The organism is Rhizobium sp. N122 (genome assembly GCF_002211295.1).
Classification (GTDB): domain Bacteria; phylum Pseudomonadota; class Alphaproteobacteria; order Rhizobiales; family Rhizobiaceae; genus Rhizobium.
In genome coordinates, this window is sequence record NZ_LOKU01000017.1 from 1 (window position 1) to 26725 (window position 26725).

Annotated in this window: 20 protein-coding genes and 3 pseudogenes; 4 read left to right on the forward strand and 19 right to left on the reverse strand. The window is 62.3% G+C overall.

Annotated elements, in window-relative coordinates; genetic code table 11:
* The 3 genes and pseudogenes from ATY75_RS33915 to ATY75_RS14290 all read left to right on the forward strand — a co-directional run.
* Positions 1 to 102 (forward strand): annotated as a pseudogene (locus tag ATY75_RS33915) (IS110 family transposase); the annotation flags it as partial.
* Positions 103 to 582: 480 nt separating this feature from the next.
* Positions 583 to 1347, forward strand: a complete 765-nt coding sequence (locus ATY75_RS14285) for an SDR family oxidoreductase (protein ID WP_088938061.1) — start codon at positions 583 to 585, stop codon at positions 1345 to 1347.
* Between the two features lie 63 nt (positions 1348 to 1410).
* The gene (locus tag ATY75_RS14290; RefSeq protein ID WP_088938062.1) at positions 1411 to 1824 is read left to right on the forward strand and encodes a cupin domain-containing protein; all 414 of its coding nucleotides are present in this window, start codon (positions 1411 to 1413) and stop codon (positions 1822 to 1824) included.
* A gap of 47 nt (positions 1825 to 1871) precedes the next feature.
* Here ATY75_RS14290 and ATY75_RS14295 read toward each other — a convergent pair whose 3' ends face one another.
* From ATY75_RS14295 to ATY75_RS14320, 4 genes and pseudogenes are all read right to left on the reverse strand, one after another.
* Entirely contained in the window at positions 1872 to 3155 is a 1284-nt protein-coding gene (locus ATY75_RS14295) for a cystathionine gamma-synthase family protein (protein ID WP_064843876.1), read from the reverse strand.
* A gap of 87 nt (positions 3156 to 3242) precedes the next feature.
* Positions 3243 to 4322: a YihY/virulence factor BrkB family protein gene (locus ATY75_RS14300; protein ID WP_088938063.1), complete on the reverse strand. Its 1080-nt coding sequence runs from the start codon at positions 4320 to 4322 to the stop codon at positions 3243 to 3245.
* A gap of 1440 nt (positions 4323 to 5762) precedes the next feature.
* Positions 5763 to 6128 carry a hypothetical protein gene (locus ATY75_RS14310; RefSeq protein ID WP_088938065.1) on the reverse strand — a complete coding sequence of 122 codons (366 nt, stop codon included), beginning with the start codon at positions 6126 to 6128 and terminating at the stop codon, positions 5763 to 5765.
* Positions 6129 to 7775: 1647 nt separating this feature from the next.
* Positions 7776 to 8575, reverse strand: a pseudogene (locus tag ATY75_RS14320) (protein-L-isoaspartate O-methyltransferase).
* A 339-nt stretch (positions 8576 to 8914) separates the two neighbouring features.
* Between ATY75_RS14320 and ATY75_RS14325 the strand changes: the two are divergent.
* Positions 8915 to 10357, forward strand: coding sequence for an RtcB family protein (locus ATY75_RS14325; protein WP_088938067.1), 1443 nt, complete (start codon positions 8915 to 8917; stop codon positions 10355 to 10357).
* 54 nt (positions 10358 to 10411) lie between these two features.
* On the opposite strand, the pseudogene ATY75_RS14330 reads toward ATY75_RS14325, so the two are convergent.
* From ATY75_RS14330 to ATY75_RS14400, 15 genes and pseudogenes are all read right to left on the reverse strand, one after another.
* Positions 10412 to 10922 (reverse strand): annotated as a pseudogene (locus tag ATY75_RS14330) (GNAT family N-acetyltransferase).
* 142 nt (positions 10923 to 11064) lie between these two features.
* On the reverse strand, positions 11065 to 12135 hold the full coding sequence (gene ugpC / locus ATY75_RS14335; protein ID WP_088938068.1) for a sn-glycerol-3-phosphate ABC transporter ATP-binding protein UgpC: 1071 nt from the start codon (positions 12133 to 12135) through the stop codon (positions 11065 to 11067).
* A 14-nt stretch (positions 12136 to 12149) separates the two neighbouring features.
* The gene (locus ATY75_RS14340) at positions 12150 to 13670 is read right to left on the reverse strand and encodes a DUF5060 domain-containing protein (protein ID WP_088938069.1); all 1521 of its coding nucleotides are present in this window, start codon (positions 13668 to 13670) and stop codon (positions 12150 to 12152) included.
* A 30-nt stretch (positions 13671 to 13700) separates the two neighbouring features.
* Complete coding sequence (locus ATY75_RS14345) at positions 13701 to 14585, reverse strand: carbohydrate ABC transporter permease (protein WP_088938070.1); 885 nt, start codon at positions 14583 to 14585, stop codon at positions 13701 to 13703.
* Complete coding sequence (locus ATY75_RS14350; protein ID WP_037147108.1) at positions 14582 to 15481, reverse strand: sugar ABC transporter permease; 900 nt, start codon at positions 15479 to 15481, stop codon at positions 14582 to 14584. The genes ATY75_RS14345 and ATY75_RS14350 overlap by 4 nt, the downstream gene beginning before the upstream one ends.
* Before the next feature lie 91 nt (positions 15482 to 15572).
* A complete protein-coding gene (locus ATY75_RS14355; RefSeq protein ID WP_088938071.1) occupies positions 15573 to 16826 on the reverse strand; it encodes an extracellular solute-binding protein in 1254 nt (417 codons plus the stop codon).
* 70 nt (positions 16827 to 16896) lie between these two features.
* On the reverse strand, positions 16897 to 17544 hold the full coding sequence (gene dhaL / locus ATY75_RS14360) for a dihydroxyacetone kinase subunit DhaL (RefSeq protein ID WP_088938072.1): 648 nt from the start codon (positions 17542 to 17544) through the stop codon (positions 16897 to 16899).
* A gap of 3 nt (positions 17545 to 17547) precedes the next feature.
* Positions 17548 to 18552 (reverse strand): dihydroxyacetone kinase subunit DhaK, encoded by a 1005-nt coding sequence (locus tag ATY75_RS14365; protein WP_088938117.1) that lies wholly within the window; start codon positions 18550 to 18552, stop codon positions 17548 to 17550.
* A gap of 56 nt (positions 18553 to 18608) precedes the next feature.
* Positions 18609 to 20468 carry a hypothetical protein gene (locus tag ATY75_RS14370; protein ID WP_088938073.1) on the reverse strand — a complete coding sequence of 620 codons (1860 nt, stop codon included), beginning with the start codon at positions 20466 to 20468 and terminating at the stop codon, positions 18609 to 18611.
* Positions 20465 to 21499 (reverse strand): Gfo/Idh/MocA family oxidoreductase, encoded by a 1035-nt coding sequence (locus tag ATY75_RS14375; RefSeq protein ID WP_088938074.1) that lies wholly within the window; start codon positions 21497 to 21499, stop codon positions 20465 to 20467. The genes ATY75_RS14370 and ATY75_RS14375 overlap by 4 nt, the downstream gene beginning before the upstream one ends.
* Before the next feature lies 1 nt (position 21500).
* Positions 21501 to 22565 carry an ABC transporter permease gene (locus ATY75_RS14380; protein ID WP_054185406.1) on the reverse strand — a complete coding sequence of 355 codons (1065 nt, stop codon included), beginning with the start codon at positions 22563 to 22565 and terminating at the stop codon, positions 21501 to 21503.
* Entirely contained in the window at positions 22562 to 24112 is a 1551-nt protein-coding gene (locus ATY75_RS14385; protein ID WP_088938075.1) for a sugar ABC transporter ATP-binding protein, read from the reverse strand. Before ATY75_RS14385 ends, ATY75_RS14380 begins: the two co-directional genes overlap by 4 nt.
* Positions 24109 to 24753, reverse strand: a complete 645-nt coding sequence (locus ATY75_RS14390; RefSeq protein ID WP_088938076.1) for a DUF2291 domain-containing protein — start codon at positions 24751 to 24753, stop codon at positions 24109 to 24111. The genes ATY75_RS14385 and ATY75_RS14390 overlap by 4 nt, the downstream gene beginning before the upstream one ends.
* 73 nt (positions 24754 to 24826) lie before the next feature.
* Positions 24827 to 25768, reverse strand: a complete 942-nt coding sequence (locus ATY75_RS14395; RefSeq protein WP_003592022.1) for a D-ribose ABC transporter substrate-binding protein — start codon at positions 25766 to 25768, stop codon at positions 24827 to 24829.
* Positions 25769 to 25844: 76 nt separating this feature from the next.
* Positions 25845 to 26672: a phosphogluconate dehydrogenase C-terminal domain-containing protein gene (locus tag ATY75_RS14400; RefSeq protein ID WP_088938077.1), complete on the reverse strand. Its 828-nt coding sequence runs from the start codon at positions 26670 to 26672 to the stop codon at positions 25845 to 25847.
* Between the last annotated feature and the right edge of the window lie 53 nt (positions 26673 to 26725).

The following is a 26725-nucleotide window of genomic DNA, read 5'->3' on the forward strand; positions in this document are numbered from 1 at the left end:
GCCGGCAAGCCCAAGATCGTCGCAACCGTCGCCACCATGCGCAAGCTGCTCACCATCCTCAACGCCATCATCAGGGACGGACGACCATGGCAAAACGCTTGACAAAGAAGACAGTCGCTCTCCCCGCAGGCGGGGCGAAGGGCCATGCCGCAAGCTCTCCGTTCCTCTCCAGCGTCTCGCAGGGCACCTCCCCTCTCCCCGTTTTACGGGGAGAGGGTTAGGGTGAGGGGCCGTCGCTGGCGCGAACCGGACAACCTCGCCGCGAAAAGTCCCGCAGCTTGCGCGACCATGACTACCCCAGCCCTCACCGTCGCCCCCGGTGGTAGGTCCAGCCGATCCCTGTTGCCGTCAAATTCCGCCATTTCGGCGAGCCGCCCTACTGCCTTGGCATAGGGCGACAACGACTGGAGGAGAATGGTTCGTTGCCGCGATCCGGCGCATTCTCCTGCCCATCGGTTCCGGCCGCCCGTACCCAAGTGACAATTCCATACCGATGAAGTCGCCTGCCTCGCCGAGGCGGCGATTTCGGCAGCCAGCTCACGTCAACAGAGGAAATCCTCGTAAAGGACAAGGAGACCACCCATGAAGATCGTCATTATCGGCGGCACCGGGCTCATCGGCTCGAAGACCGTGGAAAGATTGCGCAGCAAGGGGCACGAGGTGCTGGCGGCGTCGCCGAATTCAGGCGTCGACACGATCACCGGCAAGGGGCTGGCCGAAGCGCTGGCGGGCGCCGAGGTGGTGCTCGACCTCGCCAACTCGCCGTCCTTCGAGGACAAGGCGGTCCTGGAATTCTTCCAGACCTCCGGCCGCAATCTGCTCAAGGCGGCGTCCGCCGCCGGCGTAAAACATCACATCGCGCTGTCGATCGTCGGCATGGAGCGGCTGCAGGGCAGCGGCTATATGCGCGCCAAGATGGCCCAGGAAGAGCTGATCAAGGCTTCCGGCATTCCCTACACCATCGTCCATTCCACCCAGTTCCATGAATTCATGGCCGGCATCGCCCAGTCGGGCACATCAGGCCAGACCGTGCATCTGTCACCGGCCTATGTGCAGCCGATCGCATCGGACGATGTCGCCGACGTCATGGCCGAGGTGGCGCTGGCCGCCCCCGTCAACGGCACGATCGAGATCGGCGGACCGGAGAAAATTCGTCTCACCGACATCGTGACGCGCCTGCTGAAAGCAACGAACGATCCGCGCCAGGTGGTGGCCGATCCTCACGCCCGTTACTTCGGCGTCGAGCTCGAGGATAATTCGCTGGTCACTGGCGCCCAGGCGCGGCTCGGCCGCATTCGCTTCGATGATTGGCTCAGCCGGCAGCCACCGCAGAAAAAGAGCGCCTGACGGCCGGGGCCGCCCTTCGCGGCCCTCGCTGCAACCGTTTCCATCAACGCAAGGAGACCAGATATGTTAGGAAAAACGATTTCGGCAGCGGCATTCGCCGTTGCCATTGTCACTGGCACCGCCGCGCATGCAGCGGGCGACAAGGCGAAGGTAACCCTCGTCTACGACCACGCGCTTCCCAACGTTCCCGGCAAGAGCATCAAGGCCGTGCTCGTCGAATATAAGCCCGGCGGCACATCGCCGGGCCACACTCACCCGAAATCCGCCTTCATCTATGCCACCGTTCTGGAGGGCTCGATCAAAAGCCAGGTCAATGACGGCCCGGTGAAGATTTACAAGGCCGGCGAAAGCTTTCCCGAATTCCCCGGCGATCACCACAGCGTCAGCGCCAACGGCAGCAAGACCGCGCCGGCGAAACTGCTTGCGGTCTTCGTGGTGAACTCGGACGAGACGGAGCTGACGACCGACGACAAGTAAGCCGCCCTCGATGCCCGGCGCCGCCGGGCATCGTTCCTTGCTCTCAGTCAAGCAGATTGCAGCGCCATCTCCAGGTCGGCGATCAAATCGTCCGGATGTTCGATGCCGATCGACAGGCGGATGGTCGATTCCAGCACGCCGATGCGCTGGCGGACATCGGCCGGCACGCCGGAATGCGTCATGGTCGCCGGGTGGCTCGCCAGCGATTCCGTTCCCCCGAGACTGACCGCAAGCTTGAACACCTGCAGCGCATTCAGAAATTTGAAGGAGGCCGGCTGGCCGCCGCGAATGTCGAAGGAAAAGGTGGAACCGGCGCCGGTGCATTGCGCGGCGAAGGTCCGGCCGGCCGGCGAATCCGGATCGTGGTAAGGCAGGTAGTGGACCTTCTCGACCTTCGGGTGATCGCGCAGAAAATCGGCGACGGCGCGCGCATTGCTGTTTGCCCGCTCCATGCGCAGCTGCAGCGTTTCCAGCGAGCGACCGAGCATCCAGCAGGAATGCGGATCGAGCTGGGTGCCTATCGCTCCGCGCAACGCCTTGACCTGCTTGACGACGGCCTTGCGGCCGAGAACGGCGCCGGCGATCAGGTCGGAATGGCCGCCGACATATTTGGTCAGCGAATAGAGCGAGATATCGGCGCCGTGTTCGATCGGCCGCTGGAACACCGGCCCGAGCAGGGTGTTGTCGCAGACGATGATCGGCACATGTCCCTGCTTTGCGCCGATCGCGTCGGCCACGCGCCGGATCATCGCGACATCGACCAGGCTGTTGGTCGGGTTGGCGGGTGTTTCGATCAGGATAACGGAGACGCGGCCTTTGGCCATCGCCTCCTCGGCCGCCTTCTGCACCGAACCCTCGCTGACGCCGTCGGCAAAGCCGATGGCGGCGACGCCGAGGTTCAGGAAGGTTTTGGCCAGCAATGTTTCCGTGCCGCCATAAAGCGGCTGCGAATGCAGCACCGCATCGCCCGGCCTGACGAAGGCAAGCAGCGTGGTGGCGATCGCCGACATGCCGGAGGAAAACAGCGCGCCGCTTTCCGTCCGCTCATAGACGGCGAGCCTGTCCTCGACGATCTCGCTGTTGGGGTGGTTGAAGCGCGAATAGACGAGACCGGCGCCTTTGCCCGCCGGCGGCTCGCGGCGGCCCGAGACGTAGTCGAAGAAGTCGCGGCCGTCCTCGGCGGAGTTGAAGACGAAGGTGGAGGTGAGGAATACCGGCGGCTTGACCGCCCCTTCCGAAAGTTCGGGATCGTAGCCGTAATTCAGCATCTGCGTTTCGGGATGCAGTGCATGATTGCCGATATGGGTTTTGGAAGGATGCGGGGCCGTCATGATCGTCTCCTCTGTCGGGATTGCCCAGGGACAAATTACATCAGAACTGCATGGGAGGAGCAAATGATCGATGCCGCTCCTTAATGGTTAGCTCACGGTCTCGCCCAAAGTGTCTGCAACATAGGCGCCGCGCGCACCCATCGGCAGCGGCGTGCCCGTCGTCGTATCCCTCGCCGTCTGATGTTCCAGCTCGGCGTTGAGTTCCGCGCCGATGACGAGAATGACGACGGAAAGCCAGATCCAGATAAGGAAGCCGATCAGCGCGCCGAGCGTGCCGTAGGTCGCGTTGTAATTGGCGAAATGATCGAGGTAGAAGGAGAAGACCAGCGACATGGCGGCCCAGGCGAGGGTCGTCAGACCTGCGCCCCAGGTCATCCACCGCACCCTGGCGGGCTCCCGGCTGGGGCCGAAGCGGTAGACCGAGGTGACCGCCAGCGCGACGACCAGCAGCAGCAGCGGCCACCGCAGCAGAAGCGCCATGTGCTCCTTGAACTGATCGAGCCAGAGATAGGAGAGCACAACCGGCATAACCCCGACGAGCACGACCATCACCACCATCAGCAGCATCGCGCTCAAGGTGAAGCAGAGGCCGACGAGGTTCAACCGGATAAGACCGCGCTTTTCATTCTCCTCATAGGCGACGTTCATCGCATCGAAAATCGCGAGCGTGCCGCTATGCGTGCTCCACAGCGCAATGCCGAGCCCGACGAAGAAAGTGATGCCGAGCGCGCTGTCGCGCTTGCTGACGAGTTCCTTGATCTGATCGGCCAGAAGGTCGAAGGCACCCGGCGGCAACAAACCGGCCAATTCGCGAAGATGCTCCGAAATCGTGACCGGATCGGCAACCAGCCCGTAGAGAGAGACCAACGCCGCCATGGCGGGGAACAGCGCCAGCAGCAGATAGAAGGTCACCCCCGCGGCAATGAGTGTCACCCGGTCGTTCAGGACCTCATGGTAAACCCGCCAGAACACATCGCGAAGGCCGCTGAGCGGAATAGCCTCGGGTGTGGCGGCGCTGCGGCCATGATCGTCAATCGCGCGGCCCGGCGCCGCGGACGGCACCAGCGCCTCGCTCTGCTTTGCCTGGATCAGCACAAATGCCCCGATCGCCGCCGCCATCATCGCAGCGGCGATGGACAACCTCTTGAGCGGGAGCGCATCTGCCATTACCCTATCCTCCGATTTGCTGCGTGGATAACGCCGGGTGCCGCAAAAGGATGCAAGCCGTTGCTTTCCTGCGGAGATTCGAGAACGAGGGGGAGGGGGGCCGCAGCCACAAGGGCTCCGCTGGACGCAACCCCAAGATCATAATATACTGATTTTACTGGATAAGTTATTCGATACGGAAATGAAGCCGCACTTTAGTTTCATCACTCCGGGTTAGGGTATATCTGCACCAACCCGCCGTCGCCGCGATTTTTGGCCCCTGGGCCAGCAAATTCGGCACCATGCATCTTGGAAAGCGCGGCTTGGAACCGCATTCCGTCCACCGCCATCAGCTCGAACGCCGGTATCAAACGCGATAAACGATGCCTCCCCTCATCAATAGCGTCGCCGGACATAACCGGCAATAGCCGCTGGCGTTGTCCACGGCAAACTTCGCCCTTGGGCTATCGACGCCGCCGCGCCAGCATCCACGAGAGCCTCATCCTGAGGTGCCCCGCAGGGGCCTCGAAGGACGAGGCGGGTGCGCAGGCGCCCGAATGAATGTAGGAAGCAGCGCCGGAGCGCGTCCTTCGAGAGGCTCCGGCCTCGGGCTTGCACACCTCAGGGTGAGGTGCGTTAGCGAATGCCGCGCCACCACCACCCGGAGAAGCCTCATCCTGAGATGGCCCCGCAAAGGCTTCGAAGGGCGATGCGCACGCCAGAGGTTGCCACTGCAAGAGGCAACACTGGAGCGCGCCCTTCGAGGCTCCGGCCTTCAGCCTGCGCGCCTCAAATGAGGAACCCTTGGAGGATGCCGTGTCGCCCTCCGAGAAGCCTCATCCCGAGACCCCCGCAGGGGCCTCGAAGGACGAGGCGGGTGTGTTGACGCCAGACGACGGCAAGGAGCAGCGTTGCGGCGCGTGCTTCGAGGCTCCGCCCTACGGGCTACGCGCCTCAGCATGAGGGGCGTTAGAGGATGCCGCGTTCGACGACGTGGGACATCAGCGAAAGCCTGATCCAAACTCCCTCATCCCTGTGCTCGGTTTTGACTCAAGGGATGTCACAGGGATCCAGTGCGCCCAAATGCAAGGTTGGAGCATGTCCTTCGAGGCTCCGGCCTGCGGCCTGCACACCTTAGGATGAAGACAGATGGAGAATGCTGCACCTCGGCAGGAGGCGCCGGCATTCCGCGCCTTCGCAACGAGCTAACGCCCTCGCCGAGTCCACGAAAGCCTCATCCTGAGGCGCCCCGCAGGGGCCTCGAAGGACGAGACGGGTGCGCCAACGCCGAATGAATGCAAGGAGCCGCGCCGGAACGTGCCCCCTCGATGCCCCAGCCTGTGATTATGCACCTGGATATCGCTCATGCCACGCCATTCGGATCTCGGCAAACAATGACGCCGGCCGCCTCGCTAAATCTTCACGGCAGATCCGTTCCAGCTTGCGCATTCACCCAATGAACTACCCGGCATTGGCGGCCGCGGGCCTCCTGCGCGCCCGGATGATCTGCCCAACATCCTTGTCATACCGATCATCGGGGAAGGTTATATTCCAGATGAGGCGACGCAACGGCTCCGGAGCGATATTTGAATAACCAAGTTCCTCCAGACCGAGCAGAAGCAGCAAATGATCGGTCACGACGATCAGCCGGGCGTAAGCGCTAAGCTGATACAGCGCAGGACGCATGGCGGCATAGGAGTTGAAACCGAATGACGCGGCGATTGCCTCATCGAAGTGCGATGATTTGATATGAGGATATTGGCCCCGGAGAGCTTGCTTTAACGCGACGACGTTCGAAGGCGAGAACCTGATGGATGGGTTCAACATAGGACGATCCAGTGCTCTGGTCGAAGTCTGCCGATTACACTTCGACCTTGAGGAACACGGTCGTCGAGAAACCCCCTACGCCCTTCAACCCGGCAGCAGGTTCGGATAGGCTTCCAGACTCATACACTACCCGTCAAACACCTCACCCTCAAGGCCCAGACTCGTGGAACCAACGGGGATCGGCTGCGCACGGCGCGCGATATCGCATGCCCAGCCAGTTGCCAGCAACATCCGTTGTCCGCGGCACTCAGATGAGTGCACCGAGCAGCGTTAGCGTGTGTCCTTCGAGGCTCCAGCTTTCAACGTCAGGCCGAGGCACGCCCGGAGAACGCCACTCCAGCACGCCCGAGAAGCCTCATCCTGAGGTGCCCCGCAGGGGGCCTCGAAGGACGAGGCGGGGGCGCTACCGCCAGACGACGGCAAGGAGCAGCGTTGCGGCGCATGCTTCGAGGTTCCGCCTTACGGGCTACGCGCCTCAGCATGAGGGGCGTTGAAGGATGCGGCGTCCGACGTCGTGGGGCATCAGCGAAAGCCTCTCCAAACTCCCAATCCCTATGCTCGGGCTTGACCCGGGGGATGCCACAGGGACCCAGTGCGCTCAGGTCCTTGGGCGCGAAAGAACTCTTTCCTGACGAAAGTCATTCACCGCGCGGACGCGCCGTGGCTGGATTCCTGCGGCATCCCTCAGATCAAGCCCGAGGAAGGAATGACGGAGATGGAGCGGGCGCCCACCAGGAGCCTCGAAGGGTGAGGCGGCTGCGCCGCCACCGAAATGCAAGAAGCAGGGCCAGAGCACCACCTGCGAGGCTCCGGCATGCGGCCCGCGCCTCTCAGGGTGATGACCGTTATAGGACGCCGCACCCGAAATAGGGGGCCTGACAATCGGCGCCCCGGCAACGGGCGCTGAAGAACCCACGACGATACTCACGAGAGCCTCATCTTGAGGCAGCCCACCCCCCAAGACCAAGCAGGCGCGCGGACGCGGAATAAGGCGTTGGCGTCCCACATCTTAACAACGGGTACTGAAGATTTCGCCCTCCTGAGAAGCCCCGTCCTGAGGCGCCCCGCAGGGACCTCGAAGGACGAGGCGGGCGCACCCACGCCAAAGAAATGCGAGAAGGAGCTTGGAGCGGTGCTCCGAGAGTTTGGCCATCGGCCTGTGCACGACAGGACGGAACTGGAGGCTCGCACCTTTAATAACGGGCGCTGATATTCTGCATCGCCGCGCTGAGGCGAGCGAGGATCGACCCTGCAAAGGACAGGCGGCGAGAATCCGCTATCAATTGCGAATGCGTTGTCCGCGGACAACAGGCAACCATTTCAGAGCGGCGGCGCGGCGCAAGTTGTCCGCGGACAACGCCACACAGAATCCGCCCGCCGTTATCAGAGCTACGCCCGCTTAACCTTCCTCCACCGCATCATCCGCCATGGCCCAACCACGACGCTTGAATTTGCGGCATGGCGGCACTACCTGTTGGCCGACCGAAGCACTCCCCCCTCCGAGCCGCTTCGGTTCGACGGACAGCATTCCTCCTCCCAGGCTGTCGGTCCCTATCGAAGCCCGGCGCCCTCTCCCGCGCCGGGCTTTCGTTACCTCGGCGAGGCGCCGTCGCCGCCGACCAGCTTTCCACTGCCGAAAAGACTATGTCAGGGCTCATCGTAACAAAGCGCCCATTGGTCGCCGACATGCCAGCAACGTCCTATCCGCGGCTCGGTCTTCCAGATCAGGCTGTTGACGAACTCGATGCCGCCACGCTTGAACGCGGCCGTCAGCGCCTCTTTCTCATCGATGGTCAACCCACCATCGGCGCAGACGAAATAGGCTGTGCCGCCCCAACGCGCCGCAAATCCACGCGCGCCGCGCTCGATACGAAGCGCGGCGCCATGGGAGGTATGACGGCCGCTATTCGGCGCCCGGCCCTGGCGCGGTACGCCGAGCGGCATTACCAGGCGCCCTCCCGGCCGCTGACTTTCGATCCAGGGCTCTGCGGGACGCCCGGCCGGCAAGGGCTGACCGAGCGTGGCCGGCCAGATCACGATCCATCTCGATGGCATAGACATGACCAGTGGCGCCGACCAACTCGGAAAGAACCGCGCTATAATAACCGGTGCCGGCACCGATATGGGCGATGCGATCGCCGATTTGAACGTCGAGCTCCGCCAGCAACCGGGCACGACGGGCTGCCATTATTGACGCCCTTGTCGGGCTGCAACGCAAACAGCACATCCTGCTAGGCAAGAACCAAATCGGCGGAGAGCAGCCGGCGATATCCGCCACCCAGACTGGCGATCTGCCACGGCGGCGCGCCAAGGAATTTTTCGCGGGGTACGACCGCAAAGGCGGCCTCGATCCGCGGGTTCGTCGTTCCGGCGGTTGCCGCCACCTGTCGGGCGTAAGCCCGGCGGACCACCGCAAGTTCGTCGGCCGTGAACGTCGCAGTCGGCATGACTCATCTCCGGCATGTCTTTGAGATCTGTTCCGTTTTACGTCTCGCGGCTTAAGATCTAACACGATCGACGGGCAACAGTCCTCTCAAGGCTGCGGCATTCGTGACGGAAGTTAATTGTCGTTTTTTTTCCTTTGCAGAAAACTACGCTGTTACGTCAGAGGCTTACTCTAGCCACCCTACAAAACTCTATTCATCGCAGCACTGAGCCAGGCGCATGGCATGGCCTCGTATGTCGGTCACCCGTGAAAAGGATTGAGTTTTTCATCAGGCCATGCCATACGCCCCGACACTCCGTATTGCCGCGGCTGCTGAACCTAGGCACTCACGGAGAACAACATGAACGCGCCATCATTCATCTGCCGCACCAGCAACATTGCTGGGCATGTCATCAGGTCCGTCGTTGCACACGACGAACCGGAACAGAGTTTTTCACATTCACTTGCGGACCTTGCGAGCGCTCTGCCATCGCCGGAGGCGTTGGCTCAAAAGAGGGCCTCGCTTCGTGCCGTCGTCACGACCCCCGACTTTCATCCCGGCAAACCCGTCCCCGTCGGCGTCGTTGCGGACCTTGAAGGTGCGGTTCTCCCGCACATGATCGGCTCTGACATCGGATGCGGGATGCGCATGGTTGTTCTCGAAGACGTTACGGCCGATCAATTATCGACACCACTTCTCGACCATCATCTTCGTCATCTCTTCTTTCAAGGTGGGCGTGATATCGCCCTAACGGGATCGGACCGGCACGCAATTCTGCGCGAGGGTCTACCTGGGCTCCTTGATAACCTACAACGGACGAGTACTGGCCTGCTGTCCAAACTTGACCTTTCGCGGGCATGGGTCGATCTCGAGCGGCATTCGGACAACGGGGTTTTCTCATGTGAAGACATCGATCCTGACTTCGCAGACTATGCGCAGGTCGATGACGACCACCGCCGCGATGCTATCCTCGGCACGATCGGTGGTGGGAACCACTTCGTGGAACTCGGTTATGTCGATCACGTTGCGGATGGCGCATTTGCCCGAACCGCCGGACTGAAATCCGGCTCAGTCGTCCTTGTCGTCCACTCCGGCTCTCTCGACTTTGGACAGCGAGTAGGCACGGCAACAAAAGAGAGAGCGAGGATTGCTTCAAGATCTGGCGAGGATTGGCGGGTGCTCTCTATGGAGATGCAGCCGCACCTCTACAGACGATACTTGGATGGCCATGCGAATGCGGTGAATGCCGCCTTCGCCAACCGCTTCTTTATCGAACTCGCGGCGGTGGAGGCCGTAGCGCGCGCTTTGGGACGAGAAATCGACCATCGTCTCGTCTATGACGCCCCACACAACACTGTTTGGCAAAACGGAAATATCGTACGCCATAGAAAGGGTGCGTGCCCAGCTAGGGGCGTCGGTGTCATGGCCACCAGTCCATATGAATGGCTCGGCGAACCGGTCATCCTTCCCGGCTCCATGGGCGATGGCACATGGCTACTTGCGGGATGCGGTTCGAGCGACTTTCTGGAGTCCGCTGCTCATGGAGCGGGTCGCAAGCTATCGAGGCAGGAAGCACGCTCGAAAACGAATATCGGCAGTGGGCTACGTGTCATCGGTCCCGTCGACCCTCGAAGCCCGACTTTGCGGGGCCGGCAGGATATTGTGGCCGAGATCCACGCTCGACTCAAGGAAGAGGCGCCAGCGGCATACAAGCCAATCGACAGCGTTATGGCGCCGATGGTCGAAGCGAACATGATAACAAAAGTTGCGAGGATCAAGCCACTCACCACGGTGAAGGGATGATACACGGCAATGACCGGAGACGTGCGGCCTTAAGAGCAGGCCGCCCCCGACCAATCAGGCGTGCGCCGTCATGCGATGCATGCCGTTTACGCTATACCGTTTCTTGATCCTGTCGACCGGCGTCCCGTCCTGAAGCGGGACCTGGACCACCCTGTCATAGGTCTCAAAACCCATCTTGGCGTAATAGCCGAGGCCGCTGACATTGTCGGCGCGGATGGTCGCATTGATGAATTCGAGTCCGAACGCTTCCGCTGCCGCCAGGGTCGCGGGAAAAAGCGCGCTGCCGACGCCTGCGGTCTTCGGGTTCATACGGGCAAAGGTCGCAATGTCGGCGACGCCTTTCGGCGGATCGCCGTATAAGCTCAGCGATTGAAAACCGACCAGCGTCTGATTGTGCTCGGCCACATGGCAGGCAAGCGGAAACTCGCCATCGATGAACCAGTCGGCAAACTCGGCAGCCGAAAGCGGGGTCTCGAGCGCTGTCGTGCCACCGGCCCCGGATGATCTCGTTCAGCAGAGCGCTCAGCTCCTCCGCGTCAGAGGAGACGGCTTTTCGGATGTGCATGCTTGGCTACCTCGTCGTGAGCCAACAACCTGTCGGCGAGATTTTGAGATGACAAGTTACCGTTTCGTCCGGATGAGACGACCAGCCGGCCTGCCACCCTCGGTTCCGACTTCGTCTTCCCGGAGTTGCGCGCAGAGTATTTTCAGGCGTTCAAACGCTGCTGCGTCTGCTGGTCGAAGAAATGCACCTTCGACGTTTCGAAGGAAAGCTTCACCGGCTGTTCCGGCGCGAGCTCGACCCGTTCGCGCACGACCCAGGTCAGTTCCCTGCCGTCGACCTCAACGGCGACATGGGTTTCCGATCCCGTCGGCTCGACCACCTTGACCACCGCATTGACGCCGGTCTCGCCGCCGAAAGCAATGTCTTCGGGACGGATGCCGAGCGTCAGCGGCCGGTTGGCGGAAGCGGCCGGCGCCCGCGACAGCGCCACGCGCGAACCGCCGTTCAACGCCAGTGCCGGGCTGCCGGCATCCGCTATGGTCCCTTCGAGAAAATTCATCGCCGGCGAGCCGAGGAACCCGGCGACGAAGATGTTGCGCGGCTTGTCGTAAAGCTCGAGCGGGCTGCCGATCTGCTCGACGCGGCCGCCATGCAGCACGACGATCTTGTCGGCCATGGTCATGGCTTCGATCTGGTCGTGGGTGACGTAGACGATGGTGGTCTTCAGGCGCTGGTGCAGCGCCTTGATCTCGGCCCGCATCTTCACACGCAGTTTCGCATCCAGATTGGAAAGCGGTTCGTCGAAGAGGAAGACTTTCGGATCGCGGACGATGGCGCGGCCCATGGCCACGCGCTGGCGCTGGCCGCCGGAGAGCTGAGCCGGCTTGCGGTCGAGCAGCGGCTGCAGGCCAAGAATGGCGGCAGCCTCGCCGACCTTCTTCTCGATCTCCGGCCGCTTGGCCCCGGCAAGCTCCAGCGCAAAGGCCATATTCTGGGAGACCGTCATCTGCGGATAGAGCGCATAGTTCTGGAACACCATCGCGATGTCACGATCCTTCGGCTGCAGATCGTTCACCACCCGCCCGTCGATGCTGATCTCACCGCCGGTGATGTCTTCGAGGCCGGCGATCATGCGCAGCAAGGTCGATTTTCCGCAGCCGGAGGGGCCGACGAGAATGGTGAATTCGCCATCGGCGATCTCGACGTCGACGCCGTGGATGATATCGACCGGGCCGAAGGATTTCTTGACGTTTCTGATGCTCAAGCCAGACATGTGGGACCTATCCTCTATCGCTTCCTGCGCACGCGCAGCGCCTGGAACGGCTTGCGCGGGATTTTGACGCCGAAGGCGGCGTCCGGCTTGCCGCCGCGCACGACCGAGCCGTGGCGCGTCGGATGCGGAACGGGTGCGGCCACTTTCTCGGCCGGCGCGATCGTCATCTCCCAGGTGTCGATGATATCGACATCGTAATCGTCGCCATCGACGGGCAGGCCGGTCGACCAGACGACCGGCTGATGCTCGCCGAAATAGATCAGGCGGAAATCGCCGTCGCCGTCACGCGCGCCCGACACCCGCGACCAGGGCCATTCGCCGATGACGCCGAGCGGTTCGAGGCCGTGCTTGACGTCGGCCTCCAGCAGATCACGCAGGAAGCCGATCCGCTTCCAGGCTTCGCCGCGGAGTTCCCCGCCCTTGGCCCACCAGATCAGATCCTCGGGATGGGAGTAGGTCTCGCCATGGCCGGCATAACCGCCGCGCGCCATGGTGATCCAGAAGCGGTGCACCAGTTCGCCGGCATGGAGATTGCCCCAGGACTGCAGGATGTCGCCCTCATATTCCGGCTCGTCGTTGACGACAGGCTTGCCATAGGCGTTGCGCCATTCCTGGGTGCGCTTGACGTCGGGGTTCTGAATGCAGGTGTGGGTGACCCACGGCTTGCGGTGATCGAAATTCGCCGTCACGTCGCCATTATGGATGGAGCGCAGATGCTGGTAGGGATCGTTTTCCTCCAGGATGTGGAAGTAGCGGTCCCATTGCGCCATCGGCTTGGTGTCGATCAGGAAATCATATTCGTTGGCGAGCGACCACCAGACGTTCCGGTAGGCGGCAAGACGGGCGGCGAGATATTCGACATAGCGGAAATCCTGCGCCGCCGACATGTCGGCATAACCCCAGCGATCATAGGGGTGGAAGATGATGATATCGGCTTCGATGCCGAGGTCGCAAAGGGCCGCGACCTGTTTTTCGAAATGCTGGAAGGCCGCGGGGTTCGGGCGGTCGAAATCTTCCTTGCCGTCCGCGCCGCGCTCGAAGCAGGCGTGCAGCGGCTCATTGACGTTATAGGGGTAATCCTTCGGAAAAACGCCCATGCGCATCTTGTTGAAGCGCGCCTTCTTCAGCGTCTCCAGCGTCTGCTTCTGCATGTCGAGCGGCTGGTGCGTCCAGGCATAGCAGGTCGTTCCGAAGGAGAGGAACGGCGTGCCGTCGGCATAGGCGAAGTGGAATTTGTTGCGCACCCGCACCGGGCCGTGATTGCCTGATGAAGGGGCGGTCGCGATCAAGGCGCCGGTCTTGCCGTCGAGGGCTGCGGTCTTGGAGCGCGTCTTGAACAACCACTCGCCCTCGCTGTCGGGCATGAAGCGGATGCGGTAGGTACCGTTGCCGTCATAGAAGCCCGGCACGCGAACCTCGCGGCTCTTCTGGGTGAACACGGCATCGAACGCCACGTCGAGATAGGGATTGCCTGCCGCAGGCCCCTCGAAGGCGGCCTCGAACACACCCCATTTTTCGACTGTTGCATCGGACATTCTGTCTCTCCTCGTAGGAAAATTTCGCGATCAGCCCTTGACGGCGCCGGAGGTGAGGCCGGAGACGAAGTAGCGCTGGAACATGAGATAAACGATCGTTGCCGGAAGCACGGTCATGACGATCGCCGCGTTGAGCTGGCCGTAGTTGCTGGAGAACTGCCCCTGGAACGACATCAGGCCGAGCGGCAGGGTCCACATGTGTTGGTCCTGCAGCAGCACCAGCGCCATGGCAAATTCGTTCCAGGTGGAGACGAAATCGAGGATGAGCAGCGCGGCAAGCACCGGCAGGCAGACCGGCAGGAAGATCCTGCGGAAGATGGTGAAATGGCTTGCGCCGTCGATCAGGGCCGCTTCCGACAGCTCCTTCGGAATGCTCTTGAAGAAGCCGTGCAGGATGAAGACCTGATAGGGAACACCGAAGGCGATATAGGGCAGGATGACGCCGGGATAGGTGTCGATCAGCCCGAAGGAATTGACGAGCGTGAAGAGCGGCGCCAGCATCACCTGAAAGGGGATCATCGTGCCGAAGACGACGAGAAGCAGCAGCGCCTTTGAGATCCTCAGCCTGATCTTGGCCAGCGCATAGGCGGCCATGGCCGAGAGGAACAGGCCGAGCGGCACCTTGATGACGGTGATGATGACGCTGTTGAAGAAGGAGTTGGCGAAATTGCCGCGGCTCCAGGCAGCGCTGTAATTGTCATAGGCAAGCTCGGTCGGCGGCATGAAGGCGCCGGTGCTCGTCACCGCCGCCGGCGTCTTCAGCGAGGTGAAGACGATGAAGATGAAGGGCGCCACCCAGACGAGCGCCACGAGAACGAGCGCGATCCAGAGACCGATCAGGACGGGGTCACGCTTCATCGACGACGGCTGGACGTCGGCATGCACGGCGGCGGTATCGCTCGGCACTGCTGTCACGATTCGACCTCCTCATGCCTCTGGGTCCATCTCAGATAGGGGATGACGACGGCCATGGTGATCAGCAGCAGGACGACGGAGATTGCCGCGCCCCGGCCGAAATCGAAGATCTGCATGGCCTGGGTGAAGGCCCAGAGCGCCAGCATCTGGGTGGATTGGGCCGGGCCGCCGCCGGTCAGGCCGTAGACGATGTCGAAGGCCTTCAGCGACGAGATGACGGAAAGAACGAGAACGATGGTGATCGTCGGCCGCAGCGCCGGCAGCGTTACATGCTTGAACACCGCCCAGCGGCCGGCGCCATCGATGCGCGCCGCCTCGACCAGCGTCTGCGAGACGTTCTGCAATCCGGCCAGGAACAGCACCATGGAGAAGCCGACCGTCTGCCAGAGATAGGCGACGAAAACGGAGTAGAGCGCGATATCCTTGTTGCCGAGCCAGTCCTTGATCCAGCCCTGCATGCCCCAGGAGGTCAGCAGCTGGGCGAAGAGGCCGAAGAAGGGATCGTACATCCACTTCCACATGGTGGCGACGGCGATCGGCGCGATGATGACCGGCAGGTAGAAGATGGCGCGCAACCCGTTGCGGCCGAAGATCTTCTGGTTGAGGCTGAGCGCCAGCAACAGGCCGACCAGCGGCGGGAAGATCAGGCTCATCAGGGTCCAGATCACCGTGTTGCGGAAGGCGACCCAGAAGACAGGGTCGCGGGTGAAGATCGCCGAATAATTGGCCATGCCCACGAACTGCCGGTTGGCATCGAGCCCATTCCACTTTTGGAAGCTCAGGATGACGACGTTGAGCATCGGGTAGAGCGCGAAGACCGCGTAGATCGCCAGCGCCGGCACCAGCAAGATGGCCGCCTGCATGCGCGGATCGTGTGTCGATTGTCGAAGTGACATGCTTTCCTCCTGGTGGGGCGCTTGCGCCAGCTCACGAAAGGATGTGCCGGTCGATCAACTCAAAGGTCGATCGACCGGCGCTTGGGAGGAATCAGCTTCTGCCTGCGATGAAGCTCTGCAGCTGCTTGGCCGCCTCGGCCGGTTCGGTGTTGCCGGAGGCGACGTCGTTGATGACGCGGAAATATTCCGTCGTGACATCGAGCGGGAAGGCCTGGTCGCCGTTCATGTAGACCTTGCCGTATTTCTGGAAGATCCCCAGCCATTCCGCCTCGAGCGGCTTCTGGTTGGCATATTGGACGTTCTTGTTGACGGAGGTCGAGCTCAGCTGGCCGAGCAGATCCTGCTGCACCTTCGTCGACAGGAAATAGTCGAGGAACTTGGCGGCGATGTCGGGATTCTTGCTCTTGGTGCTGATGTAATTGTACTCGGCGAAGCCATAGAGACGTTCGGTATTGGTCGGGAAGGGGAAGATGCCGTAATCGTCGAGATTGGCGCCCGAGCCGTTGAGCTGGCTGACCAGCCAGTCGCCTTCCAGCATCATCGCCGCGCGGCCCGCGGTAAAGAGGCTGTAGGACTGCTTGTTGTCAATGCCCATGAAGGGCTGCAGCGTATAGTCCTTGGTCCACTTGGCGAATTCGGCGAAGGCGTCCGTCGCGCAGGGCTCCTTGGTCCAGTCCAGCGTCATCGCCTTCAGCGCGTCGTGCTTTTCGGCGCCGCACTTGGTTTCGAGGATGACGTCCATCAGGCGCATGACGTGCCAGTTGACCGTGCCGCCGAAGGTGAAGGCGGGAATGCCCGCGGCCTTCAGCTTCTCGGCGGCGGCGAGAAGCTCCTCATAGGTCTTCGGCTCTTCTGTGATGCCGGCCTGCTCGAAAAGCTTCTTGTTGTAATAGACGGCTTCGCCCTTGAAGGTGAAGGGGACGCCGTGTTTGCCGCCGGAATAGAGATCAGCGAAGGCCGCAGCCGACGGCAGCAATTCGTCGGTCCACTTGTATTCGGTGTAATATTTGTCGAGCGGCAGGGAGAGGCCGGCCTTCACATATTCGCCGCCAAGGCCAAGGCCCGCCCAGCTGAAATAGATGTCGGGTCCCTTGTCGGAGCCGGCCGCCACGCGCAGCGCCGTCTTGTGCTCGTCGACGGCGCGCTGAACGATCTCGACATGCGTTCCCGGGTTCGCCGCTTCGAAATCCGTCGCCACCTTCTTCAGCGCGCCGTTGGCGGCATTGTTGTCGAAGTTGAGGGTCCAGAGCGTGATGTCTTCGGCCAGAACCGGCGTCGCGGCGAAAGATGCCATGGCCATCGCGACGATGCTCGCAGTCTTCAATTTCGCGGATAGGGTCAGCATTACCGTCCTCCTCTTGATAAGCCGGCCCCTTGTCGCAGATGATCATTTACATGTCAACTGGTATGATGAGCTAACCATCATGCTGCTGGACGAATTTTGCGATAGCAGCAATGACAATGACGGCGGAGGCAGCACCCGGATCGATATGCCCAACTGCCCGTTCTCCCAGCCGCGACGCCCGTCCCTTGGCCGCTGTCATATTTCTGGTCGCTTCGCAGCCTTGGCGCGCTGCCCGCTCTGCCATTTCGAAACATCGGGGAAAGGCTGTTCCCGGCTGCCAGGCATCGAGCGCCGCATCGGCCGCAGGTTTCCAGGCATCGACCATCGTCTTCTCGCCGGGCTCCGCCTTGCCGCGCTCCTGAATGCCTTGCGCCATCGCCGCGAAAGCGCGCAGGAAGTCGTCATCGCTGAGTTCAGGCCTGTCTTTGACTGCCGCTCCGGCGCGCATGAAGGCCGTGGCATAGAGCGGGCCGGAAGACGCGCCGACCGCATTCAGGAATACCTTTGCCGCCGCGTTGAAGACGGCCGTCGGCGCAGTCTGCGCGGGGTCGAGCGCGCCGACCGCCTTGGCCGCCGCCTCACAGCCGGCATCCATGGCAAGACCGTGATCGCCATCACCGATCGCGCCATCCAGCTCACAGAGATGGTCGCGCTGTGCCGCGATATCGGCGGCGATCAGGGCAAAGAGGTGCTGCAGGTCTTTGGTCGTGATCGCCATCGATCACCTCCGGAACATGGCGCAATCGCAGGGATGGTCGATCAGCCGCCGAAGCTCGTCATCGAGATGCATGAGCGTGATCGAAGCGCCGGCCATTTCGAGCGAGGTGCAGTAATTGCCGACGAGCGAGGTATGGATGACGAGCCCGGCCTCATCGAGCCGCGCCTTGGCACGTCGCATCATGATGTAGAGCTCCATCATCGGCGTGGAGCCCAGCGAGTTGACGAGCACCGCAACCCGGTCGCCCCGCTCGGCCTTCATTTCGCGGAGAAGGTTGTCCATCAACTCGTCGGTCACCGCATCGGCCGTTCCCAGCGGTTCTCGGGCAACGCCGGGCTCGCCATGGATGCCCATGCCGATCTCCATCTCCTCCTCGCCGATCAGGAAGTTCGGCTTCAAAGTCTGGGGCAGCGAGCAGGGCGAGAGTGCCACGCCCATCGTATAGGTTCGCGCATTGGCATGGCGGGCGGCGCGCTCGACCTCGTTGAAAGAATAAAGAAGATCGCAGGCAGCACCGGCGGCCTTGAAGATGAAGACGTTGCCGGCAACGCCGCGCCGCCTGGCGCTCTGGTCGGCAGGGGCAGACGCCACGTCGTCGGTAGTCAGCACGGTGCGCACTTCAATATCGTCGAGTGCCAGCATTTCGGCGGCCATGTCGAAATTCATGACGTCTCCGGCATAATTGCCGTACATGAAGAGCACGCCGACGCCGCCGTCAACCGCCTTGGCGCAGGCGATGATCGGATCGGGCGGCGGCGAGGCGAAGACATTGCCGATTGCGGCAGCATCGGCCAGCCCCCTGCCGACATAGCCGAGGAATGTCGGCTCGTGCCCGGAGCCGCCGCCGATCACCAGCCCGACCTTGCCCTGGCGCGGCCCGTTTCTGGCAATGATGGCGCGCGGCATGTCCTCCACGGCATAGAGATGCTCGGGATGCGCCGCGAGGACGCCTTGCAGCATCTCATCGACGGCATCCGCGCCTGCATTGATAAGCTTCTTCGTCTTCACGCCGATCCTCCCCAGAACGAGCTCCGACTGCATAGATGCGGCTGGCGCCCAGAACGTCAATCCGCCAGCGGCATGACCGCGGTGGCGAATGGTGCGAGCAGCAACTGTTTGTCCAAATCCGCCGGCCGGCATGCGCTGCAATCGACCGTCCGGTTCTCGCCGGTCAGATTGACGATATGAAGCCTGGCGCCTGCGGCATCCCTGGCAACGAAAGACAGCACCTCGGAGGGGGAGGAGGAGACGCATTCCTGCCAGGCGGCGCCCGCCAGCGCCGACAAAGTCCGCACGGTGTTGAACAGTGGCCGCCGCCCGCCTTGCTCGACCGGTTCGTCAGGACCGGCGATCAGCCCGAAAGGACCGGTCAGGGCCGAAAGCGTCAGGCATTCGAGGCCGGCGTCCAGCACGCGGATGGCGTAGCCCAGCGCAAAGGCCTCGGCGAAACACCCGTTATGGCGGGGGTCACGGTTGGCCATGGGAATACGCCCGCCGGACGGATTGTCCATGGTGCGGCTGCCATAGGGGTTCTGCCGCATCGGGATCGTCGATGGGCCGATGCGATAGGGCTTGTCGCCGTAGATCGCGCGGACGGATCGGGTGATGAAGGGCAGCGCCTCTAAGGTCTGCATGACGCTGAGATCGTCGGCCGCATGCACGATCGGGTTGGTGCAATGGCTGACGAAATCGATCTCGCTTGCCGGCACGCGCTTGCGGTTGAGCTCGGTGAAATAGCTGAGCATGCCGCCGCCGATGCGCATGCCGGGGAAGGCGGCGCGGGCCGCGGCATAGATCTCTTCGAGGGGAGGGCAGTCCGGCCATTTGCTGCCCGGTGGTGTCGACTGCCGATCGACGGAAGGCGAGATCAGGATCGCATCCGGCCGGAAATCCGCGCGCTGCATCTGGCGGGCGATCTCGGCCGCTTCGCTCGATGGCGACGACTTGCAGGCAAGCGCGATCTCCAGCACCGTGCGGCCGCGATAGGCGGCGGTGATCGCGGCAAATTTCTGCAGCGCTTCGGCGTCATCTCCGGCATTCGGATCGAAATGGAAGAGCAGTTCCCGAGGCGCGATCTCCAACAGCGGCGACCGGGCCGCGAGCGTTGCATCGGCCTCCTCCGGCGTCACGACCACGCCGATATCGGGCATGGCGCCGGTCCTTGTTCCGAATTCGAGCCTGATTGCTCCGCTCGACGCCGCGGCTGCGAGCAGTGCGGAAGGGCCGGTATCCCTGATAATCAGCGACGTCTTCTGCCGAACCGGTTGGCTGGCAGGAAGCCGGTAGGGCCAGGGCAGAGCGAGCGGCCGGACATAGGTCTTGTAGGAGGCATCGGACCAGTTCCGCTGATCCTCCATTTCGAAGGTGTCGCCTTCCATGCGGCATTCCGCCCTAACATTAGCCGCGACCTTATGGGAAATGGCGCGCATATCTTTGAACGGCTGCCAGGGCTCGATGACATCGGGAAAGCGCGTCTCGACGATCCGGCCGTCGACGTGTTCGACCGTTGCCGTTGCCCCGGCAACGCCGACGATCGGGTGCAGGATGCAGAAGCCGCAGCGGTTGGTCTCGAAGCCGGTTTCCGAAATGGCTTCGGCCTCGAAGTCGAGCCGGTCCTGATCTGCCCTGATGCGAACCTCAATGACAAGGCTCGTTCCGTCGGGCGCCTCGCAAGTCGCCCGGTAAGCGACATCGAAACGACCTTCGCCCTGATCGATCCGGAGATCGGCTATGCCGGGGCTATAAGTGCCCCAGTCCCGGTCGCGGACGAGGTAGGAAATCGCCCGCAGCACCTCGATTCCCTGGTAGCGGATGGAGCGAAGGCTGCCATCGGCGAGATCGGCCGTCAGCTTTCCCGCCGTCAGGCGAACCGGCGGCCTTTCCAAAGAATGGGTGCCGTAAAGCTGAAAGGCATCGGCCGTCATCGCAGCATCGCCCGGACATCGATCGTCTGCCCCCTGGAAGCACTGTCATAGGCGGCTTCGACAAGCGCGAATGTCTTCAGATTGTCGGCGCCCGAGGTCGAATGTTCCGCGCCGGGCCTGAGCTGGTCGACCCAATGCTGCTGGATCGCATAGACGCTCTCCTGGATATTGTGCCAGGGTCGCGAGGCCCAGGACAGCAGCTTTGGCGAGACATCCATCCTGGTCGTGCCCCTGCCGTTGGTGATTTCGAGGCCATACCCCTGGCTGAGGCGGATCGTACCCTCGGCGCCGTCGAGTTCGATCAGGGTCTCGGGGAAGGGCTCTTTGGAAAGCTTGGTGGCGTAGCTGACATCGACGACCGAGGTGGCGCCGTTTTCGTGATCGAGCAGGATGGTCGCGACGTCCTCACCCTTGATTTTAGGATTGACCCGCCTGGTGCGGGCGGTCAGCGAATTGACGTCGCCGAGGATATAGCGGGCGATATCCAGCGTATGGATGCCCAGATCTTCGATGATGAACCGCTCGCCCTCGGCCAGATAGGGCTGGCCGGAGAAAACGTCGTAACCCGAGCGGAAGGAGAAGCGGCCCCAGAAGGGCGTGCCGATCGCGCCGGCGTCGAGCGCCTTGCGGACCGCCTGGATCGGCGTCTGCCAGCGGAAATTCTCGTGCACCATCAGCGCCACGCCGGCATTGCGGCAAGCCTCGACCATTGCCTTGGCATCCGACAGCGTCTTGGCGAAGGGCTTCTGGCAGATGGCCGGCACCTTATTCCGGGCGGCCATTTCCACCAGCGTGCGGTGGCTCTGGACGGTGGTGGCGATATCGACGAAATCGAAGCCGCCATCGGCAAACATCACCTCGGCATCGCTGTAGCGCCGCTCGATGCCGAACTGGTCGCCGACGAGCTTCAGCCGTTCCGGATCGCGGTCGCAGATCGCGACGATCTCGGCACCTTCGACATCTTTCCAGGCATGCATCTGGTTGATCGCAAAGAAGCCGCAGCCGATCAACGCGCCTTTCAACACGGTCATATCAACCTGCCTTCGCCATCTGCATCAGCGTGACGCGCTGCTGCAGGCGGCGCTGCGCCTGGTCGACGACCACGGCAATGATGATGACGAGGCCCTTGATGACCATCTGCCAGAAGGAGGAGACGCCCATCATAACAAGCCCGTCAGAGAGAATGCCGATGACGAAGGCGCCGATGATCGTGCCGCCGATCGTGCCGCGCCCGCCCGACATCGAGGTGCCGCCGAGAACGGCTGCCGCGATCGCATTGAGTTCGAAGCTCTCGCCGGTGGCCGGATGGGCGGCCATCAATTCTGATGAAATGACGACGCCGACGATCGCCGCGCAAAGGCCGGAGAACATATAGACGAAGATTTTCACGACATCGACGCGGATGCCGGACATGCGCGCCGCCCGTTCATTGCCGCCGACGGCGAAGATGTGGCGTCCGATCGGCGTCGAGCGAGCGACATAGGCGGCCGCCAGCGCCAGCACGATCAGGATCCAGATCGACACCGGCAGGCCGAGAATGCGTCCGGCGCCGAAGAAATCGAAGCCGGTCGTGGCATATTCCGGCCGACCGACGAGGTTGGGAAAGGTCTGGCCATCGGACGATAGCAGCGCCAGGCCGCGGGCGACATACAGCGTGCCGAGCGTGGCGATGAACGGCGCGACGTTGAGCTTGGTGATCAACAGGCCGTTGATGAGGCCGATGATAAGGCCGATCGACAGCGTGATCAGCACGATCTCGAAGAGGTTGAAATAGATGGTGTAGCCGATCGGCAATTCGATGCCGTAGAGGATCAGGCCGCCGGCAACCATGCCGCACAGGCCGACGATCGAGCCGACGGAGAGGTCGATGCCACCGGTGATGATGACGAAGGTCATGCCCATCGCCAGGAAGGCGTTCAGCGCCACATGTTTCGACATCAGGATCATGTTCGCGGTCGAGGTGAAGTTCGGCGCGAAGATCGCAAAGAAGATGATGACGGCGAACAGCGCGATGAAGGTCCTGAGCTTCATCAGCGTCAGAAGCGCCGAGCCGTTGGCGCCCTTCGGCGCAAGAGTGGTTGAGGTTGCCGCCATCATGACGCGAGTTTCCCTTGATGTCCGTGTCCCTTGGCCGAGGCCGCGATAATGGCCTCCTCCGTCGCCTCGTCCCTGTCGAAGACGGCGACCAGATGCCCATTACTCAAGACCGCGATGCGATCGGATAGCGCCATGACCTCTTCGAGGTCGGAGGTCGAAAACAGGATGGCGAGCCCGTTTGCCGCCAGCCGGCGCATGGTGCGGAAGACGTCGGCCTTGGCGCCGACATCGATGCCGCGGCTCGGCTCATCCATCAGCAGCACCTTCGGATTGGTCATCAGCGCCTTACCGATGACGACCTTCTGCTGGTTGCCGCCGGACATCGAGGTGACCTCGAAATCCGGGTTCGGCGCCTTGATGGAGAGATCCCGAATCGCCTCCTGAATGGCGTTCTTTTCCGCGCCGCTGTCGATATGGAAGAGACGGGTGAAGCGCGACAGGCTTGCGAGCGTCAGGTTCGAGGCGATCGAGAGCACCTGCACCAGCCCCTCCCGCTGCCGGTCTTCCGGGATCAGCGCAAGGCCGCGGCGGATGCGCCGCGTTGTGTCGCGGGCGCGCACTTCCTTGCCGTCGATGAAGATCCTGCCGGTCGAATGCGTATGGCGCCCGATCACGCATTCGAAGAATTCGCTGCGCCCGGCGCCCATCAGGCCGTAGATGCCAAGGATCTCGCCTGCCTTGACCGAAAGGGAGACGTCATTGACCGCCAGCCCGCCGGTTGGTCTTGGAAGGCTGATATTTTCGGCGCGGAAGACTTCATCGCCGACGGAATGGGTGACGGATTTCGCGAAATCCTTGGCGTCCGAGCCGATCATCGAGCGCACGATCCAGCGCGTGTCGATATCGCGCACCATGGCATGGCCGGTGATCTGGCCGTCGCGCAGCACCGTTATGTAGTCGCCGATCCGCATCAACTCTTCCAGCCGGTGCGAGATATAGACGATCGCCACACCCTGAGCCTTCAGCTCGGCGATCACCTTGAACAGGATTTCGACTTCGGCCGCCGACAACGCCGATGTCGGCTCGTCCATGATCAGGATGCGGGCATTGAGCGACATCGCCTTGGCGATCTCGACCAACTGCTGCTGGCCGATCGGCAAGTCCTCGACCATCGTATCCGCCTCGATGCCGGCATCGAGGCGCCTGAGAAATTCATTGGCCTTCTCGACCTGCGCCTTGTGATCGATGCCGAACAGGCCGCGGGTGATCTCTCGCCTTGCGAAGATGTTTTCGGCGACCGACATGTTGGCGAAGAGATTGAGCTCCTGGAAGATCATGCCGATGCCGTGCGCCTGCGCGGCGGCCGGGCTGTCGAAGGAGACCGTCTCGCCGTCCAGGATGATGCGGCCAAGCGTCGGGCGCTCGACGCCGGCGATGATCTTCATCAGCGTCGATTTGCCGGCGCCGTTCTCGCCGACCAGAACGTTCACCGCGCCGCGGCGCAGCTCCAGATTGGCGCGCTTGACAGCGACGATGCCGGAATAGACCTTCGACACGTCGTCGAGGCGCAGGATGATATCGTCCTCTCGTGCCTCTGCCGCCGTCATGAGCCCACCTTCAGTTCCGAAGGGGTGACGAGCGGAAGCTCTCCGCTTTTCGGCAACGGAAAGGCGCCGATCACGGTCACCGTCTTGCCGGTCAGACCGTCGCGGGGAACGGCGGCGAGAAAAGCGGTATTGGCTTTCTCGTTGAACGCCTTGCCGAACTGCGCCCATTCGATCTGGTTCTTGAATTCGTTGAAGTTGACGAATTCCAGCGTGTCGCGCAGTGCGGTGCCGCGCAGCGCCGGCCCGATCTGCACCTTGGCATCGGCCTTGCCGTCGCCATCGGCGTCGACATCGAGCGTTGCCGCGCGCGAAGCCGTGTCGGCTGCGACGACCTTGCCGGTGATCTTCACCGCATAGGTCCAGGGCGAACTGCTCTGCTTGCGCGGATTGCCGTATTTTTCGCCCGCGGCATCGGGGCTCGTGGCAACGAGCTGCATGACGTCCTTCAGCTCGCCGGCGCGCTTTTCGAAATAGGGCACGACGTCAGGCTGCCAGATCGCCTCGACCTTGGCATTCGGATCGAAGGCGGTCTTGGCCACTTCAGCCGCTTTTTCCTCAGCGGTCGGCGTCTTGATGATCTTGCAACCGGGCAGGGCCGCCGCCACGATGGCAGCGACCAGGGCGCCCTTCATTCTCAACATACGGGTGAACCTCGACGTCTTGCAAAATGCATTGCGGAGGGCGCAACGCTGCACCCTCCGCAATTGGTGCTGATCAATTCGTCAGGGCGAAGGTCTCGAGCTTGCCGGAATTGTCGGCATTGATGAGAACGCAATCCATCAGCTGTTTCTCTTCCTTCGGCGTCGTCTTGTTCTTGATGTAGGCGTCGGCCTGTTCCACCGCCAACTGGGCCTGCGCATAGGCGGGCTGCAAGACGGTCGCCTTGATGCCGCCCGCCTTGATGGAATCGCGCACGTCGTTGGAACCGTCGAAGCCGACGACGATCACATCCTTGCGGCCAGCCGCCTGGAGTGCGGCGATCGCGCCCATGGCCATGGTGTCGTTGCCTGAAATGACGCCCTTGATATCGGGATTGGCCTGAAGGATGGTTTCCATCTTCGAATAGGCTTCCGTCTGGCTCCAGTTGGCCGACTGCTTGGCGACCGACTTCAACTCCGGATAATCGTCGATGACGTCGTGATAGCCCTGCGAGCGGATGCCGGCATTCGTGTCGGACTCCTTGCCCACCAGTTCGACGTAATTGCCCTTCTCGCCCATCAGCTTGACGAATTCCTGCGCCCCGAGCTGCGCGCCCTGATAGTTGTTCGAGACGATCTGGGCGACGGCAACGCCGGTCGCGTTGATCTCGCGGTCGATCAGGAAGGAGGGGATGCCGGCATCCTTGGCCTTCTTGACGGCGGCGACGGAAGCGTCCGCGCCGGCATTGTCGAGAATGATCGCCTTGGCGCCGCGCCCGATGGCCGTATCGATCATTTCCGACTGCTTGTTGGCGTCGTCGTCGTGGGTCATGACCAGGGTCTCGTAGCCGAGTTCCTTCGCCTTGGCTTCGGCGCCGACGGCTTCGGCCTTGAAGAAGGGGTTGTCATGCGCCGGCGTGATGATGGCGATGAGGTCGGCCGCAAAGGCCGGCATGGCCGTTCCGAGCGCCAGCGCGCTGGCAAAGGCTGCGAGTGTCAGTCTGCGTGTCAGTTTCATTTTTTCCTCCCTGTTGTGAATGAAGCCCCGTCTCCCCGGAGCGGTTAAGGGGGAGGGCATGCCTCCCCAGGCCGGTTCAGGTGATGCGCCGGATGCTTTCGGCGATCTCCTGCGGTTCGAATACTTTTTTCCAATCGTCACGCATCAGCGCCGGGATGCCGAACTCGATCGCCTTGTTGCAGGCATCCGAGAACACGCCGTCGACCTCCTTGAAGATGACTGCGCCGAGCACGTTCATATGACCGAGCAGAAAGTCGCGGGCCGCCTCTGCAGGCACGCCGCGCGCCACGCATTCGTCCATCGCCTGGCGCATGACGACGAGCAGCGAGGCGCAAACGGTTTCGGACAAGCCCGGCTCAAGCATGGCGAGCTGATCGACCGTAACCCGGTGCGAGCGCATCACCGGCGCCCAGATGATTTTGGCTATTTCCTCGCCCAGCGCATAGGCGCTGTCTGGCCCCTGCATCAGCGCCGAGACGATGTGCTGCTTGGCAAACAGGCCGCCGAAATGGTCCTTCTTGGCCTGCATATCCGTCTCATCGTTGAAGATCGGCGGATGGCAGGGATGGGTGACGAAATAGGTGAGATCATCACGCTTCGGCAAATGGCCGGCAAAGGGGGCGGCAGCATCGAGCGCGATCACCATGGTGCCGGATGCGAGCTTGTCGACGATACCGGCCGCGACCTTGCCGATCGCCGTATCGGGCACGGCGAGGATGACCACATCAGCCCCGTCGAGGGCGGCCTCGACCGGCACGCAATCGAGACCGAGATCGTTCTTCAAACGTGCTTTGCCGGCGTCGCTCACCTCGACATGGCGCACCTGGAAGCGCGAGCCTTTGAGATTTTTGGCAAGCCGGTATCCCATTTTGCCGCCGGCGCCGAAGAGAGCAATCTTGGTCATGTTTTCCTCATCTTTCCGTCTGGATATGATCATGCACTGGTATGATGAGTCAA